Consider the following 15,375-nt stretch of genomic DNA (forward strand, 5'->3'; position numbering starts at 1 on the left):
GTCGACCGACACGATGATACCGCGACGCACCGGTACGTCCCCGCATGGTCCCCAGACGGCGGTACGCGGCAGCCCTAACGCTCCTGGTCGCCGGCCTCCTCCTCGGCGCGAGTTTCGGGACGGCGACCTCGCTCCGAACCGAGTACGTCGCCCGCGAGGTCGACCCCGGGGCCGCCCCCGCGGTGGTCGCCGACGCCGAACCGGACGTGGTGAACCTCGACGCCCGCCTCGCGGACGACCCGGCGGCCGTCCGGGAGCCGGTCGCGACAGCCGCCCGAACCGGGCGGTTCGCGGGGGAGGTCCCGCCCGAACTGCACATCCAACTCGACGACATGGACGCCCCGTACGCGGTGTACGACGGCCGGTACTACCGACTCGGACTGAACGTCTCCGCGGAGCGGACCCACGCGACGATCCGGCTCGATCCGACGACGGGCGCGGCGGTCGCCGACGCGGCCGCGACGCCGTACGCCGCGGCTCCGCCGGCGGCCCAGCGCGTCGTCGACGAGGGGACGGTGCGGTCGCGGGAGCTCGTCGAACCGGGGCTGGTCGTCCGCGACGGGAGGTACTTCCTCGTGCAGACACGGACGGAGGGCGCGCTCGCGGGCCGTCTCCTCGCGGCGTTCGGCGGCTTCGTCCTCACGCCGGTCGGCCGGGCGTACACCGTCGCCGCGGTCGGGCTCTTCGCGCTGTTGCGCTCGCGCGACACGGCGCGACCGATCGGCGACCGGGACGCGCTCGCGGTCGTCGCTGCCACCCTGGTCGTCTCGCTGGCGCTCGCGGGGCTCACGGGGAGCGGGTCGCTCGCACTCCGGCTGACGCTCGTCCCGTTCGTTGCCACGGTCGCCGCGCTCGGGCTGTTCGCCGGCTCCTGTCTCCGCTCGCGGTCGTGGGGGCGGCTGGCCGTCGCGTCGGTCGCCGCGAGCGTCGTCGGCGTGGGCGCGCCGGTCGTCGCGGTCGGCGGGTTCGCCGCGCTGTTCGCCCTCCCGCTCCTGTTCGTGGGCTGGCTCGGGTCGCTCCCGCTCGCCGCGTACGGCTACGCGTTCACTCCCGAGTGAGCGCTGGTCGGGCGAAAACGTTGTATCCCAGCCGACGGACCGTCAATCCGTACCCGTGAACTCGACCGCGGCCCGGAGCGACCCTGGACACGAATACGCGACGACCGTCCCGCTCGTCTCCCGGGCGCTCGCGCTCTTCGTCGGGCTCTCGTCCGTCCCGGTCTTGTTGCTCGTGGCCGCGCTCACCTACGTCGAGAACGATCCGTGGTGGGTCGCCGCCCTGGCCGCCCTCCTCCTGTTCGGGCCGATTCCCCTCTTGAACCGGCTCCGGTTCGAGGTCGAACTCGGAAAGCGCGAACTCCGGTACCGCGTCCGGCCGTGGCACCTCCGCCCGCGCGTTCTGCCCCTCGACTCGATCACGGCCGTCGAGCGGCGCTCCCGCCGGCCCGACTCCACGCCAGGCCTCCGCCGTGTCAACCTCGGCCGCGGCTGGGTCGACTGGACCGACGACGAGGTTCGGTACGTGCTCGGTGACGAGGGGGTTCGGATCAGTCGTGACGAGGGTCGGACGATCGAACTCTGGTTCTCGGACGTCGGTGAACTCGCCCGCGCGCTCGATACGGCGTGCGAGCGGCAAAGCGGGTGGAGTCGGCGGGGGCGGTGAACGGGGTTAGTTGTACTCGCGCCACCGATAGCCGCACTCCTTGCATTTGAAAAAGCGCGTCGGCGGTTCGTCGGCGGAGGCGGTCTGTTTGATCGTGTACCACGCCACGCTGTGTCCGCACTCGTCGCAGGTGACGTCCGTGGCCGTGGGTTTCCCCTCGAAGTTCGCCTCCTCGCTCGTCTCGATCACTTCCGAGTCGGTCTGCGCCTCGGTGGAGGTGTACTGGGCGGCGAGATCGGCGTCCTTCTCGGACGTGGCCTCACAGTCGTCGCTGGTACAGACCATCTCGCCGTCCCGCGAGACCATCATCGAGCCACAGTCGTCGCAGAACTGCATGCCCGACCCTTTTCACTCGGCGTACATCAGTCACTCGAAGCCATCGACGACGCTTCCGTTCCCGTCGCTCGCGTCGAGGGCGGTCCCGTCCGTGTCGATCCGGCCCGCCACGACGGGGCAGTTGCGGACGCGGAACCGTTCGCTGTCGACGACTTCGACGATCTCGCCGTCCTCGTCGGTGCAGGCCACCTCCGGCGGCGCGGTGAAGAACTCACACGACTCGCAGTGGTCGCGCTTCCGGACGACGTGCCCCTCGTCGGCGTCGGCCGCGTCGGCCGTGTCGTCCGTGCCGACCCTCTTGTCGGCCCCGACCGCCGCGGGGTCGATCGAGGCTCCGTCCCCGTCGTCGGCGTCGTCGAGCACCGACTCCCACACCCGGTCGGCGTCGACGTCGGTGACGTCCATCTCCTCGAACAGTTCGTCGGCTCCCCCGCCGACGCCGGCGTCCGCCCCTCGCGCGCCGCTACCCTCGCGGGTATCGTCGGCGTCGGTGACCCCACCGCGGTCGGTGTCGGTGATCCCATCACGGTCGGCAACGCCCGCGTGCTCCACACGGTCGGTCGCGCCGTCGCCGGACTCGCTTCGCGCCTGGAGCCGCCGCTTCAGATCGCCGAACGGCTCGTCGCGGCCCCCGTCGCCCGTCGGTCCGTCGTCGGATCCCCCCTCACTCATCTCTCGTCTCCGTGAACAGTTCGGCCGTGTCGACGACCGGGCCGTCCCGCCCGGCGTCGTTCTCGGTCGTCGTGTTTTGATTCCCCTGATCCACGCCGTTCTCCGTCGGCCGCTCGCCGGCCGTCAGCGCCGGGGTGTCGTCGACCGTCAGGGTGGCCGACCCGAAGAACCGCGGCGACGGCTCGACCCCGGCGAACCGGACATCGCAGTGCGGGCAGCGCGGCTCGGTCAACAGCCCGATCGCGACCCGGCTCCCACAGCCGTCGCAGTTCGCGGTCGTCTCGCCGTGTCGGGCGGCGGCCGTCTTGAGGTCGTCCACGGCCTCGCGTGTCGCGAGCGCGCGCTCTGCCTCGGCGGTCCGCCGTCTGAGATCGACGACGACCGACGCGAGTCGGGTGAGCTTCTCGTCGAGGTCGTCGGTCGTGTCGGTGAGGTGTTCTGCGATCTCCTCGTAGTTCTCGAACCCGCTGTCGACGTGCGCTTCGAGTTCGTCGATCCGCTCGCTCGCCCGCGTCGCGGACGCCCCCGCCCGGTCGACTCGCTCGCGGAGTTCGGCGTGGTCGTGGTCGGCGGGTGCCTTCCCGTCGACCTCACGCTTGACCTGAATGACGCGCTCGCGGAGATCCGTGACCTTCTCGTCGAGGTCCGCCTCCACCGTCTCGACGCGGCGATCGACGCTCCTCAGCCGGTCGTCGAACTCCGTCAGTCGGTCGTCGAACCCCGTCAGTTGGTCGTCGAACCCGTCGCCGGGGGGGATGTCGGCGTCCGCCGACGCCGCGTGTTCCTCGACGAGGCGATACAGAGTGACGGCCCGAGAGAGGAGTTCGTCGGTGTCCTCGCCGGACACCGCCGCCTGTTCGTCCACCCACGTTCTGAGTGTCTCGGGTAGCACGTCCCCCTGTTTTCCAGCCATCTGTGTGTCGGTTCACCGCGGTGTGCTTAAACGTTGGTCGCCGATTATCGAATCTTGGATCACCGGATCTTTCGGATGTCACTGATGTCGAAGCCGCCGTCGTGGATCTCCGTCTCGAACTGCACGATGTTCTCGTCTTCGAGTCTCGACAGCACGCCGCGGAACTCCTGGACGACCATCGTCCGCGCGCGCTTGGATCCCCCGGACTCCCACTCGAAGCAGAACGTCCCGTCGACGGCGTCTTTCAACAGCCCGAGTTCGCCGTCCTCGAGCGTCTCGCGGTTCACCAACAGGAGGATCAGGCCGCCCCACTGGTGGGCGGCCTTGCTCAACCCCTTGAGGACGAGTGCGATGTCGCTCCACGTCGTCTCGTCGGAGACGGCAGCCACGAGGTCCGTCACTGAGTCGATGACGACGAGGCTGTCGGTGGCGTGCTCGGACAGATACGTCCCGAACGCCTCCAGCACGTCGTCGTGCTCCTGGCGCGTCCCTAGGTCACGGAGCGCGCTCGTTTCCCCCAGATACCACTCCCTGGGGACCGGGCTTGGGTGGAAGTACTCCCGAGAGAGGTCGGCGAACCGGATCTGTTCGGCGGCGCGGTCGACCAGTTCGGGGTCCATCGTAAAGCCCATCTGCCGGGTGAGGTACGCCTCGTCGGCGGTAAAGGAGACGTAGTGGACCTCCGGCGGTGGCGTCGCGTCCCCGGCCAACTCGCCGTAGTGCAACTCGAACAGTTCCTCGTCGATCCGGGCGATCGTGTTCATCACCGCGCTGGTGTAGAGAAACTCCCGTCCCCCGGCACCCGACTCGCTCGCGAGGAGCACCACCGACCCCTGCGGTGCGCCTCCGTCGACGAGCGAGTCCAACCGGGAGACGCCGAACGGAACGGTGTTCATACGCCCCCTGCGAATCGAGGGTACAAGAGGCTGCGCCCGGCGCTATCTCATCTGATTCTGCTGTCGCGTCAGTCGTCGGTCTCGACCTGCGCGCCGCGGTTCCGCCCGCGGACGATCCGGACCTGCCCCGCGACGCCCGCCGCCGCCAGCGCCTCCTCGCCCGCCGCGCCCGCCGCGTCGGCGTTCGCCGCGTCGGTCACGCCGTACACCGCCGGCCCCCACGACGACTGCCCCGCACCGAACACCGCGGGCGTCTCCGACAGCGTCGCCACGATTTTGCCGACCGGCGGGCGGTACGTCCCGCCCTGTTCGTCGGCGTACCACGCGCCGTTCAGCCGGCCGACCTCCTCGACGGCCGAGCCGAAGCGCTCGGCGTTCCCGGTCGCGACGGCGGGGAGCACGCGCCGCGTCAACACGCCCGCGATCCGGTTCGAGATCACGGGATCGGCCCGTTCGACGGCGGTGCGCATGCTCGCGTCCTCCACCTCCCCGCTCCGGCCCTCGTCGAGTTCGGGGAGGACGAGCAGGAAGCGCCACCCGGCGGGGACGGGATGGCTCGCCGCCACTGGGGGGACCGTCCAGTCGCCGTCCGCCGGCCGCGACGTGGTGAACCGAACGGTCGGGTGGCCCGCGTCGAGGACGAACCCGCCGGACTCGAACGTCGCCACGCCGACGCCGGAGCGACCGCCGCGCCCGAGGTCGGGGGCCAGTTCTCTGACCGCCGGTTCGACGCCGTTGGCCCGCGCGACGGCCGTCAGCGTGGCGAGCGCCAACTGCGTCCCGCTGCCCACGCCGACGTGTCGCGGGAGCGATCGCTCGACGGTGAGACGAGCGCCCGGCACGCCGAGCAGCGAGACGGCCCGACGGGCGTACGCGGCGGCGCCAGGGTCGTCACAGTCGACGCCGTCGGTCGGGGCGGCGGTGACGACGGTTCGCGGCTCGCGGAGCGCCAGGCCCAGCCCCCCGTAGAGTCGCTCGTGCGACAGGCTCAGATTGGTGAAGCCGAAGTGGAGCCGCCCACCAGTCGAGACACGCACGGTCATACGCTTCCCTTCGACGGCGGCGGTAAGTCGGTTCGGATTCGCGCCCCGCGACGACGCGACCTGCGCCCTGTGCCTTGCGCCTCGGTTGGTTCCCCCCTCGTCGCCGGCGTCTAGCCGGAGCCCGGAAGCGGGCAGAGACTCGCGGTGAACACCACGGCGTCGTCCGTGTCGTTGCGCGCGCCGTGGGGGACGCCGCGTTCGTGGAGGACGACGCCGGGAGCCGCAACCCGTTCCTCGTCGTCGCCCTGCAGGACCGTCACTTCCCCGTCGAGCACGTGGAAGACGTTCGTGCTGTCACCGTGTTCGTGTGGATCCAGCGTCGCGCCGGGTCCGAGCGCGAACGCCTTCACCAGCACGTCGTCGGTCACGACCAGTTCTCCCGTCTGGACCTCACCGTCGCCGGGGTCGAACGAGGCGAGGTCGAGTCTGTCGAGCGTCACGACTGCCCTCTCGTCGCGGTCGAAAAAAAGCGTGCGGGTGGGCGCTCCGTCGGCCAGTGCTCGGCGCTCGATCCGGCCCGCCCGTCGTGCATCTCCGATCGGACGCGTGCGCCCGACCGGGGGGAGCGCTCGTTCGCGTCCCCTGTGGCCCGAACGCTCTCCCTCTCCTCCCCTTCGGGTGGATGCGACATCGATACTCGTTCTCGCTCGGGCACGGCGTGCGACGAACGGGCCCTCGGAAGTGCCGAGCAGCGACCGGACGCCCACCGCACGTGGCTGCGACGACTCGCGTCGTGTCCGTCGCACGTGGTCGTCGGGACCGAAGGGGCTTGAACCGTCCCGACGCCGAACCCGAGTTGTCCCCGGTTGTACACCGATTAACGCCGATTCACGGGATTAATCCGTGCCTAAGACCGCAGGAAAGGCGACTCGCGCGCTCAGTCGGCCTGCCGGACGATGTGGACGTCGTACGTCGCGTCCTCCGAGAGCGGGTTGCCGACGCTCGACAGCGGGCTCGCGACCCGACCGGCGTTCTCGCTCCCGAGGAACAGGATCGTCGTCCCCTCCTCGTGAGCGACCTCGCGGACCTTCCGGACCACGTCGAGCGTCGTCGTCGCGACGGGGTCGTCCTCGTCGTCGAGGGGTTCGTACCGGAACCGCGCGTTGGGGGCGATCTCGTCGACTCGCCGCTCGAGGCGCTCGACGATGGCGTCGACGGTCGAAGGCGTCCGTTCGGTCAGCCAGCCACGTGATTCGGCGTAGTCGGGGTCGTCGGGGACGACGGTGAGCGCGACCACCTCGCGGTCCATGAACGCCGCGAACTCGCCCGCGCGTTTCAGCGCGGCGCGGGAGAGCGGTGAGTCGTCGAACGGGACGAGAAGTGTCATCGCCTCAGGGTTCGCCGACGGCGTTCAAGAAAGTACCCCTCGGTCGCCGTCGCGCCGGTTCCGCCCCGCCTACGCCAGTTCCTCGGCGACGAGGTCGGGACTGAAAAGCGCCGGATCGAGCGCCAGATCCGCCTGTGCCCGGGCGAACTCGGGCAGCGAGTCCGTCGCGTACGTCACCACGCGCACGTCCGGGTTCAGGTCCTTCGCCACCGAGATGGCGGTCGCGTCGGTCATGTCGGTGAGGACGAACACGTCGGCGTCGTCGATCCCTGCCGCGGCGAGGGAGTTGCGGGTGGCGATCCCGTCGATGCGGCTGACGTCGGCCCCGGCGGCGTCGAGCGCCGCCGCGACCCCTTCGTCGTCGCCCCCCGCGAGCACGATCCGGACGCTCATTCGTACTCGATGGTCGCGGGCGGTTTGTGGGTGACGTCGTAGACGACCCGGGCGACGTTCGGGAGCGTGCCGGTGATCCGCGACTGGATGCGCTGGAGGGTCTCCCACGGGAGTTCCTGCGCCCGGGCGGTCATCCCGTCCCGGGACTCGACCGAGCGCACGGAGACGACCCAGCCGTGGACGCGGTTGTCACCTTTCACCCCGGTCGCCTTGCCGATCACGGCCGCGAAGGCCTGCCACGGCTCGTGCTCGGCGACTTCCTCTTCGACGATGTGACACGACTCGCGGGCCACCTCTAGCTTCTCCTCGGTGATCTCGCCGATGATCCGCACCGCGAGACCGGGCCCCGGGAACGGCATCCGCTCGGAGATGATCTCCTCTAACCCCAGTGCCCGGGCCACCGCGCGCACCTCGTCCTTGTAGAGATCGCGGACGGGTTCGACGATCCCCTCGAAGTCCACCACGTCGGGAAGGCCACCGACGTTGTGGTGCGATTTGATGTTGCCCTCGCTCTCGATCCGGTCGGGGTAGATCGTCCCCTGGACGAGGTAGTCGGCGTCGCTCTCTCTCGCCATCGTCTCGAACTCCCGGATGAACTGCTCGCCGATGGCGTGGCGTTTCTCCTCCGGGTCGGTCACGCCGGAGAGCGCGTCGAGGAACCTGTCCTGGGCCTCGACGACTTCGAGGGAGTCCATGAACGCGAACGTCTCGCGGATCCCCTCGGTCTCACCCTTCCGCATTAGCCCCGTGTCGACGTACACCGGCGTGAGGTTCTCGCCGAGCGCCTCGTACGCGAGCGTGGCGGCGACCGACGAGTCGACGCCGCCCGAGAGGGCGATGATGGCGTGTGCGTCGCCGACCGCCGCCTCGATCTCGGCGACCGCCTCCTCGACGAACGCCTCTGTGTCGACCATCAGGCGGTCACCTCCTCGCCCTCGGCCGCGTCGTCGCGCTCGCGTTCGACGTCCGCCCGTTCGAGGACTGCGTCGAGGAAGCCGACGAACGCCGGCGAGGCGCGGTCGGGCCGCGACCGGAACTCGGGGTGGAACTGCGTCCCGAAGAAGAACGGGTGGTCCGTCCGTTCGAGGATCTCCATGCGGGGGCCGGCCGTTCCCGAAAAGCGCAGGCCCTCGGACTGCAGTCGGTCGATGTACGCGGGGTTGACCTCGTAGCGGTGGCGGTGGCGCTCCGTACAGGAGTCGCCGTACAGCTCTTGAGCGAGGGTCCCCGACTCGATCTCGGTCTCGTGTGCGCCCAGCCGCATCGTCCCGCCCATGTCGTCGAGCTCCTTCTGCTCGGGGAGGATGTCGATGACGGGGTGGGGCGTGTCGGCGTCGAGTTCGGCCGAGTGTGCGCCGTCGAGCCCGAGGACGTTCCGCGCGTGGTCGACGACGGCCATCTGGAAGCCCAGACAGAGCCCGAGGAACGGGACGGCGTTCTCGCGGGCGTACCGCGTCGCGTCGACCTTCCCCTCGGTCCCGCGCGAGCCGAACCCGCCGGGGACGACGATGCCGTCCGCCTGATGGAGGCGGTCGCGGTGGGTCGTCCGCATCTTTTCGGCGTCGACCCACAGGACGTTCACCTCGACGCCGAGTTCGATCCCGGCGTGTTTCAGCGACTCGTGGATGCTCATGTAGGCGTCCTCGAGGCCGTACTTGCCGACGAGCGCGACGTCGACCTCCCCCTCGCGTGGCCGCGTCACGAGTTCGCGCCAGCGGTTGTCCCGCTCCGGGCCGGGAAGCGCCTCGCCGTCGAGGCCCAACCGCTCCATCACGTACTCGTCGAGCCCCTCGTCTTCGACCATCAGCGGGACGTGGTAGATGTCGTCGACGTCGGGGTTCGAGAAGACGGCCTCGGTCGGGATGTCACAGAACAGCGCGATCTTCTCTTTCGTCTCGGCGTCGAGTCGCTGCTCGTTGCGGCCGATGATGACGTCCGGATGCAGGCCGATCGAGCGGAGTTCCTTCACCGAGTGCTGGGTCGGCTTGGTCTTCTGCTCGCCGTTCTTCGAGTACGGGACGAGCGTCACGTGCATGAACAGGAGGTCCTCGTCGTTCTGCTCGCTGGCGAACTGCCGGAGCGCCTCGAGGAAGGCCATCCCCTCGATGTCGCCGACCGTGCCGCCGACCTCGACGATACAGACGTCCGACCCCTCCGCAGCCTCGCGGATACGCCGCTTGATGTCGTCGGTGATGTGCGGGATGATCTGGACCGTCTTGCCCAGGTAGTCGCCGGCGCGCTCGCGCTCGATGACGTGTTTGTACACCTTCCCCGTCGTCACGTTGTGGTCCGAGGTCATGTCCACGCCCAGGAAACGCTCGTAGTTCCCCAGGTCGAGGTCGACCTCGCCGCCGTCCTTCAACACGTACACCTCGCCGTGCTCGTAGGGGTTCATCGTCCCCGCGTCGACGTTGAGATACGGGTCGATCTTGACCGCGGTCACGTCGAAGCCGGCGTTGGCGAGCAGTCGGCCGGTACTCGCCGCGGTGATCCCCTTTCCGAGCCCGGACATCACGCCCCCTGTCACGAAAACGAATTTCCGACCCAGCGTCGGGTCGTACCCTGTCTCGGGTTCCTTCGGCATACCGACCATCCGCAACCGCTCTTCAAAATCGTTTCGGGACCGACGACCCGTGACACCGGCTCACGAGCCTCACTTCGTTAGGGATTGACAGATAACGATGGACGAACGTTCAGTTTCGAGCGACTCTCGGCGCTCACCCGACAGCTTCTCGGCCGCCCGGGTCGTACCGCCGTCCGTGCCTATCGCCGACTACCACGTCCACTCGAACTACTCCGACGGTCGCTTCCTCTGGTCGATGGTTCGCGCCGCCGCCGACGCGGATTTCGACGCCGTCGGCGTCGCCGACCACTGTACCGTCTCCGAGCGCGACGCGATGCGCCGGACCCGCGCTCGGATGGGGTTCAACCTCGACCGGACGTACGAGCGCCGCCGGGAGGCGATCGCGTCGCTCGACGACCGGTTCGACCTCGACGTGTACGACGCCGTCGAGATGGACTACGACCCCCGCGACGAGGCGGCGATCGAGGCGTTTCTCACGCGCGCCGGCTTCGACTACGCTGTCGGCAGTGTCCATTACCTCGACGGCGTCAACGTCCACTTCGAGGGACACTTCGCCCCGAAGTCCGACGCCGAACGCCGAGCGCTCGTCGACCGCTACGTCGAGAAACTGGTGGCGCTCGTCGAGTCGGAGCTGTTCGAGATCGCCGCCCACCCGGATCTCCTCGAACGCAACCCCGCCTTCCGCGGACTGCTCACGCGCGACCACTACGTCGAACTCGCCGAGGCCTTCTCGAACTCCCGGACGGTCCCCGAGATCAACGCCGGTCGCGTCCTCGACGACTACGGCGACTTCCACCCCACGGGCGAGTTCCTGACCGTGCTCTTGGACCACGGGGTCGACGTGACGCTCGGGACGGACTCGCACGCGCCCGCGGAGTTGGCCCCGCGGGCCCGGGAACTCGAACGAGTCGTGGGGGAGGTCGGCGTCGAACCGACCCGGGTGCTGTGAGTTCTCTCCGCGTGTGACGCGCGTCGACTACTTCATCGACGACGCGGTGCGGTGGCGCGCGCTGGCGCGACTGCGGTCGCGCCCAAGCGCGCGAGGGATGAAGTGAGTGGCCGAGTGGAACGAGGGCACGAACGAATCGGCTGGGGAGGCTCGTGGTTTCCCCGCCCTGGCGATACGCGGTACTCGACGCTCCCTCGACCCGCTCACAACGGGACTCTGATCCACTCTCCCCGGGCTCTGCCGCCTCCCTCGCACCGCCCGTCCCGTCTCCGTTCCCCAGCACGGCACTCGCGGCCACGCTCGCGACGAACCCACAAGCTTTGACACCAGGGGCCGTCCAGACGGGAACGACCGACCCTCATGGATCTCCCGTTCCCCGACATCGGCCTCGGCACCTACCGCATGACCGACCGCGACGAGTGCGTCACCGCCGTCGAAGCCGCCCTCGACGCCGGCTACCGCCACGTCGACACCGCCCAGATGTACGACAACGAGTCGTTCGTCGGCGAGGCGCTCGAAACGGCCTTCGAGAGCGACGCCGGCGTCGACCGCGAGGACGTCGTCGTGGCCACGAAACTCGACACCGACAACACCGGCTTCGACGACGCGGTCTCGACCGCCCGCGAGAGTCGCGCGCGCCTCGGACTCGACGCGATCGACCTCCTGTACGTCCACTGGCCCATCGGGACGTACGATCCCGAGGAGACGCTGCCGGCGCTCGACGAACTCGTCGACGACGGCGTCACGAGGGAGGTCGGGCTGTCGAACTTCACACCCGCCCAACTGGAGCACGCGATCGACCGCCTCGACCACGACCTGTTCGCCCACCAGGTCGAGATGCACCCGCTGCTCCAACAGCGCGAACTCCACGACCTCGCGCGCGAACACGACCACTACCTCGTCGCGTACTGTCCTATCGCCCGCAACCGGGTCACAGACATCCCCGTCCTCGAAGCGATCGCCGCCGCCCACGACGCCACGCCGGCGCAGGTGTCGCTCGCGTGGCTCGCGACCAAAGAGCAGGTCGTCCCCATCCCGAAGTCGTCGACCCCGGCGCACATCCGCGAGAACCTCGCGGCGCTGGAACTCACCCTCTCCTCCGACGAGATCGCCCGCATCGACGCGCTGGCCGACGACCACCACGAACGCGTCGTCGACTTCGAGGCGGCACCCTGGAACCGGTAGCGGACGAGCCCCCAGATCCACCGATCGAAGCCAAGACAGAAATCGGCCGAAGCGGCCGAAAACTGCGGAATAGATGGACGAAATCCCACACACGACGCCCACCTGATCCTGGAGGCGACTGCCGTCGTCGCGGGTTCGCGGGCGGCGCGGCCGATGGCGGCGACGGACGGTAATTCTCACCGATCGTCGGGATTGGTCTCACGCTCCGAACATCACGTGGAAAGACAGTCAGCGATCGACTGCAAAAATTATATTTCGTGTATTCGACGATACACTACCATGGGGACTGCTATGCTGGCCTGTCCGTACTGCGGACAGGGGGTCGAGGCACCGACAACGGAGTCAGCGCGAGTCGGCGGTGTTCGCCGGCGGCTGAAACAGGAGTACCGCCTCACGCGCAACACCTGTCCCGAGTGCGGCCACGAGTACGACGTCCGCCGCGCCTGAGGCTCGTCCGTTCTTTCGCTCCGGTATCTCCGTAGAGGCTTTTCGATTCGAAGTACTGTCTCCGACCGACGCGGATCAGCCCGTGTTCTTCATCCCGGCCGCGATGCCTTTGACCGTCAGCCGGAGGGTCTGTTCCTCGTCGGGAGTCCGGTGCGTCTGCGCCATGAGGTGGGTCTGGAGCAGGTTCAGCGGGTCGACGTAGGGGTTGCGCCGCGAGAGACTCTCGTCGAGCCACTCGCGCTTGAGGAGCGTGTCACGACCGCAGATGGCGAGCGCGTGACCGACCGCGCGTTCGTACTCGTCGCTGAGCCGCGGGAAGAACGACTCGCGGAGGTCGGTGTCGGCGAGGTCGGCGTACTCCGCGGCAATCTCGAGGTCGGTCTCGGCTAGCGACACCGTGGCTCGGTCGACCGTCGTCCGGAAGAACGGCCACTCCTCGTACATCTCCTGGAGCATCTCGACGTCGCCCTCCTCGAGGAAGGTGTCGACGCCCGTCGCCAGCGCGTACCAGCCGGGGAGGATACAGCGCGACTGCGTCCACGAGAACACCCACGGGATCGCCCGGAGGTCCTCGACGGTGCGTTCGCCGGTCCTGGAGGCGGGCCGGGAGCCGAGGTTGAGGTTCTCGATGACGGTGATCGGGGTGGCCTGCTCGAAGTAGGCGACGAACCCCTCCGATTCGAGGAGGTCGCGGTACTCCTCGCGGGCGGCGGTCGCCATCGTCTCCATCGCGTCGGCCCACTCGTCGGGCACCTGCTCTTTCGGTTCGCGGATAGCGATGTGTCGCGCACGGACCTGCGCGTTGAGCATCTGTTCGAGGTTGCGCTCCGCGATCCGGGGGTTGGCGTACTTTTCGGCGATCGCCTCGCCCTGTTCGGTGAACTTGATCTGTCCCGTGACGGTCTCGTTCGGCAGCGCGAGCATCGCGCGGTTCATCGGGCCGCCCCCCCGAGAGATCGAACCGCCGCGGCCGTGGAACAGCCGCATCGTCACGTCGAAGTCGTCGGTGATGTTCGCGAGGCGGCGTTGGTTCTTGTAGAGGTCCCAGTTCGCCGCCAGGAAGCCGTTCTCCTTGTTGGAGTCGGAGTAGCCCAGCATGATCTCCTGGACGTTCTTCCTCGCGCTCAGGGCCTGCCCGTACGCCTCGTTCTCGAACAGCGTGCCCATGATGCGCCGGGCACCGTTGAGCGCGCTCTCGGTCTCGAGGAGCGGGACGACGTCGATCCCGCAGTGGTCGGGCAGGGAGACGACGCCCGCCTGGTCGGCGAGGAAGAGCACCTCGAGGACGTGCGAGGGCTCTTCGGTCATCGAGATGCAGTACGTGTCGATCGCGCCGACGCCGTACTCCCGCTGCCAGTCGCCGAGCCTGTCGAACAGTTCGAGAACGCGCGCGGCGGTGTCCGTCACGTCGCCCGGTTCGTCGAGATCGACGATCGCCTCCTCCTGGAGGATGGCCTCGGTCAGGAGATCGACGCGCTCGTCCTCGCTCATCCCGTCGTAGTCGACGCCGGCCCCGGCGAACACCTCGCGCACCGCTTCGGTGTGGTTTTGGCGGTGGTCGCGGAGGTCGAGGCTCGCGAGCGTGAAGCCGAACGTGTCGGCCTGGCGGCGCAGGGGCTCGACGTACGTCGACGCGACCTGTTCGGCACCGGTCGCACAGAGGCTGTCGTGGATCACGTCGAGGTCCTCGATGAACGCCTCGACGTCGGGGTAGCCGTTGGGCCGGACGTCCGAGATGCGACGGAGTCGCTCGCGCATCAGCTTCAGCTTCTGTCGGTACGGTTCGTCGGGGTACCGCGCTTCGACCTCCTTGCCGACCACCGGCAGGTGTTCGCGGTCGGCCGTGATCGACTCCCGGAGCGCGTCGCCGACGTCGACCCGGCGGCCGTCCTGACTCAACACGCCGGAGAGCCGCTTCAGCGCGTCGAGATACTTCTCGATGACGACCGCGCGCTGGCGTTCGAGCGTGTCGGCGGTCACCTCGGGCGTGACGAACGGGTTGCCGTCGCGATCCGAGCCGGCCCACGAGCGGAACTCGAACAGCTTGGGAACGTCGATGTCGGGATACTCCTCGTGAACGACGTCCTCGAACTCCTGGTACACCTCGCCGACGACGTCGAAGAGGATGTTCTCGATGTAGTACTGGACGTTCCGCGCCTCGTCCTGTGGCTCGGGCCGGCGGTCACGGACCTGCGACGTCTGCCAGAGGCTCGTCACCTCGGCGTCGACCTCGTTCCAGACGTGCTCGAACTCCTTGTCGGTCAGCCGGCGCTCGTCGATCTCTTCGAGGTCCGTCGCGATGGAGCGGAGCTTGGCCTTCACCGTCTTCCGGCGGGCCTCGGTCGGGTGTGCAGTAAACGTCGGCTCGATGAGCACGTCGTCGAGGATCCCCTGGACAGTCTCGGCGTCGGCGTCGGCCTCGATCAGCCCCTGGACCGTCTCCTCGAGTCCGTCCTCGAGCGTCCGTGCCTGCGAGGCCTCCCGGTTGGCGCGGACCCGCTCGCGCTCCTCGGCGAGGTTGATGAGCTCGAAGTACGTGGTGAACGCGCGGGCAACGACGCTCGCGCCGCCGGGATCGAGCCGGTCGAAGACGTCGTGGAGACCCTGGCGCGAGTCGACCTCGCCCGCCCGGTACGCGATCGCGCTCGTTCGAAGCCCCTCTACCGTCTCGAACGCCTCGGTCGACGACTGGTCCTCGAGGACGTCTCCGAGGAGCGCCCCGAGCTCGCGGACGTCCTGTCTGACGTCCCTCGTGTGCAGTTCCATGTGACCGGATACGTAGTCGCTCGTGTAAAACCCACGAGTTTTCCTCGAAAAATTGCCTCGGGGGCGAGTAGCTCTTCCCGTCCGACGGTTCCGGGAGAGAGATCCGCCGAAACGCCAGCGAGCGGACGTGTGCGACGGCGGTTCGACCAGACAGAGATCGGACCGTCCCGGTCGGCCGAGCGGCGACCGGGTCCCGTACTTC

Annotated in this window: 16 protein-coding genes; 5 read left to right on the plus strand and 11 right to left on the minus strand. The window is 68.7% G+C overall.

Annotated features, from left to right (window positions below; translation table 11 throughout):
- The first annotated feature begins 44 nt into the window (after positions 1-44).
- On the plus strand, positions 45-1,058 hold the full coding sequence (locus tag NKJ07_RS19545; protein ID WP_318568455.1) for a DUF8127 domain-containing protein: 1,014 nt from the start codon (positions 45-47) through the stop codon (positions 1,056-1,058).
- 55 nt (positions 1,059-1,113) lie between these two features.
- Complete coding sequence (locus NKJ07_RS19550; RefSeq protein WP_318568456.1) at positions 1,114-1,662, plus strand: hypothetical protein; 549 nt, start codon at positions 1,114-1,116, stop codon at positions 1,660-1,662.
- A gap of 6 nt (positions 1,663-1,668) precedes the next feature.
- Here the strand turns inward: NKJ07_RS19550 and NKJ07_RS19555 are convergent, their stop codons facing one another.
- From NKJ07_RS19555 to pyrG, 10 genes are all read right to left on the minus strand, one after another.
- A complete protein-coding gene (locus NKJ07_RS19555; protein WP_318568457.1) occupies positions 1,669-1,998 on the minus strand; it encodes a transcription factor S in 330 nt (109 codons plus the stop codon).
- A gap of 30 nt (positions 1,999-2,028) precedes the next feature.
- Positions 2,029-2,670, minus strand: a complete 642-nt coding sequence (locus NKJ07_RS19560) for a DUF8135 domain-containing protein (protein WP_318568458.1) — start codon at positions 2,668-2,670, stop codon at positions 2,029-2,031.
- Positions 2,663-3,583, minus strand: a complete 921-nt coding sequence (locus tag NKJ07_RS19565; RefSeq protein WP_318568459.1) for a CopG family transcriptional regulator — start codon at positions 3,581-3,583, stop codon at positions 2,663-2,665. Before NKJ07_RS19565 ends, NKJ07_RS19560 begins: the two co-directional genes overlap by 8 nt.
- Before the next feature lie 59 nt (positions 3,584-3,642).
- Positions 3,643-4,479 carry an RAD55 family ATPase gene (locus tag NKJ07_RS19570; protein ID WP_318568460.1) on the minus strand — a complete coding sequence of 279 codons (837 nt, stop codon included), beginning with the start codon at positions 4,477-4,479 and terminating at the stop codon, positions 3,643-3,645.
- A gap of 68 nt (positions 4,480-4,547) precedes the next feature.
- On the minus strand, positions 4,548-5,522 hold the full coding sequence (locus NKJ07_RS19575) for a beta-ribofuranosylaminobenzene 5'-phosphate synthase family protein (protein WP_318568461.1): 975 nt from the start codon (positions 5,520-5,522) through the stop codon (positions 4,548-4,550).
- Between the two features lie 110 nt (positions 5,523-5,632).
- Positions 5,633-5,962 carry a cupin domain-containing protein gene (locus tag NKJ07_RS19580; RefSeq protein WP_318568462.1) on the minus strand — a complete coding sequence of 110 codons (330 nt, stop codon included), beginning with the start codon at positions 5,960-5,962 and terminating at the stop codon, positions 5,633-5,635.
- Positions 5,963-6,399: 437 nt separating this feature from the next.
- Positions 6,400-6,849, minus strand: a complete 450-nt coding sequence (locus NKJ07_RS19585) for a universal stress protein (protein ID WP_318568463.1) — start codon at positions 6,847-6,849, stop codon at positions 6,400-6,402.
- Between the two features lie 69 nt (positions 6,850-6,918).
- A complete protein-coding gene (locus NKJ07_RS19590) occupies positions 6,919-7,242 on the minus strand; it encodes a DUF7126 family protein (protein WP_318568464.1) in 324 nt (107 codons plus the stop codon).
- On the minus strand, positions 7,239-8,156 hold the full coding sequence (gene guaA / locus NKJ07_RS19595) for a glutamine-hydrolyzing GMP synthase (protein WP_318568465.1): 918 nt from the start codon (positions 8,154-8,156) through the stop codon (positions 7,239-7,241). The genes NKJ07_RS19590 and guaA overlap by 4 nt, the downstream gene beginning before the upstream one ends.
- Complete coding sequence (pyrG, locus tag NKJ07_RS19600; protein ID WP_318568466.1) at positions 8,156-9,826, minus strand: CTP synthase; 1,671 nt, start codon at positions 9,824-9,826, stop codon at positions 8,156-8,158. The genes guaA and pyrG overlap by 1 nt, the downstream gene beginning before the upstream one ends.
- Before the next feature lie 181 nt (positions 9,827-10,007).
- On the opposite strand from pyrG, the gene NKJ07_RS19605 reads away from it, so the two are divergent.
- The 3 genes from NKJ07_RS19605 (at position 10,008) to NKJ07_RS19615 (ending at position 12,407) form a co-directional block, all read left to right on the plus strand.
- A complete protein-coding gene (locus NKJ07_RS19605) occupies positions 10,008-10,775 on the plus strand; it encodes a PHP domain-containing protein (RefSeq protein ID WP_318570503.1) in 768 nt (255 codons plus the stop codon).
- A 360-nt stretch (positions 10,776-11,135) separates the two neighbouring features.
- Positions 11,136-11,960: an aldo/keto reductase gene (locus NKJ07_RS19610; protein ID WP_318568467.1), complete on the plus strand. Its 825-nt coding sequence runs from the start codon at positions 11,136-11,138 to the stop codon at positions 11,958-11,960.
- 279 nt (positions 11,961-12,239) lie between these two features.
- Entirely contained in the window at positions 12,240-12,407 is a 168-nt protein-coding gene (locus NKJ07_RS19615) for a hypothetical protein (protein ID WP_318568468.1), read from the plus strand.
- A gap of 75 nt (positions 12,408-12,482) precedes the next feature.
- On the opposite strand, the gene ppc is transcribed toward NKJ07_RS19615, so the two are convergent.
- Positions 12,483-15,173, minus strand: coding sequence for a phosphoenolpyruvate carboxylase (ppc, locus tag NKJ07_RS19620; RefSeq protein WP_318568469.1), 2,691 nt, complete (start codon positions 15,171-15,173; stop codon positions 12,483-12,485).
- Between the last annotated feature and the right edge of the window lie 202 nt (positions 15,174-15,375).

Source organism: Salinigranum marinum, assembly GCF_024228675.1.
Classification (GTDB): domain Archaea; phylum Halobacteriota; class Halobacteria; order Halobacteriales; family Haloferacaceae; genus Salinigranum; species Salinigranum marinum.

What these genes read in the sequence shown, in the direction of transcription:
- NKJ07_RS19585 (WP_318568463.1), bottom strand. Translation starts at nt 6,849, where the DNA reads ATGACACTTCTCGTCCCGTTCGACGACTCACCGCTCTCCCGCGCCGCG.
- NKJ07_RS19610 (WP_318568467.1), top strand. Translation starts at nt 11,136, where the DNA reads ATGGATCTCCCGTTCCCCGACATCGGCCTCGGCACCTACCGCATGACC.
- NKJ07_RS19565 (WP_318568459.1), bottom strand. Translation starts at nt 3,583, where the DNA reads ATGGCTGGAAAACAGGGGGACGTGCTACCCGAGACACTCAGAACGTGG.
- NKJ07_RS19545 (WP_318568455.1), top strand. Translation starts at nt 45, where the DNA reads ATGGTCCCCAGACGGCGGTACGCGGCAGCCCTAACGCTCCTGGTCGCC.
- NKJ07_RS19555 (WP_318568457.1), bottom strand. Translation starts at nt 1,998, where the DNA reads ATGCAGTTCTGCGACGACTGTGGCTCGATGATGGTCTCGCGGGACGGC.
- NKJ07_RS19560 (WP_318568458.1), bottom strand. Translation starts at nt 2,670, where the DNA reads ATGAGTGAGGGGGGATCCGACGACGGACCGACGGGCGACGGGGGCCGC.
- NKJ07_RS19575 (WP_318568461.1), bottom strand. Translation starts at nt 5,522, where the DNA reads ATGACCGTGCGTGTCTCGACTGGTGGGCGGCTCCACTTCGGCTTCACC.
- ppc (WP_318568469.1), bottom strand. Translation starts at nt 15,173, where the DNA reads ATGGAACTGCACACGAGGGACGTCAGACAGGACGTCCGCGAGCTCGGG.
- guaA (WP_318568465.1), bottom strand. Translation starts at nt 8,156, where the DNA reads ATGGTCGACACAGAGGCGTTCGTCGAGGAGGCGGTCGCCGAGATCGAG.
- NKJ07_RS19615 (WP_318568468.1), top strand. Translation starts at nt 12,240, where the DNA reads ATGGGGACTGCTATGCTGGCCTGTCCGTACTGCGGACAGGGGGTCGAG.
- pyrG (WP_318568466.1), bottom strand. Translation starts at nt 9,826, where the DNA reads ATGCCGAAGGAACCCGAGACAGGGTACGACCCGACGCTGGGTCGGAAA.
- NKJ07_RS19570 (WP_318568460.1), bottom strand. Translation starts at nt 4,479, where the DNA reads ATGAACACCGTTCCGTTCGGCGTCTCCCGGTTGGACTCGCTCGTCGAC.
- NKJ07_RS19590 (WP_318568464.1), bottom strand. Translation starts at nt 7,242, where the DNA reads ATGAGCGTCCGGATCGTGCTCGCGGGGGGCGACGACGAAGGGGTCGCG.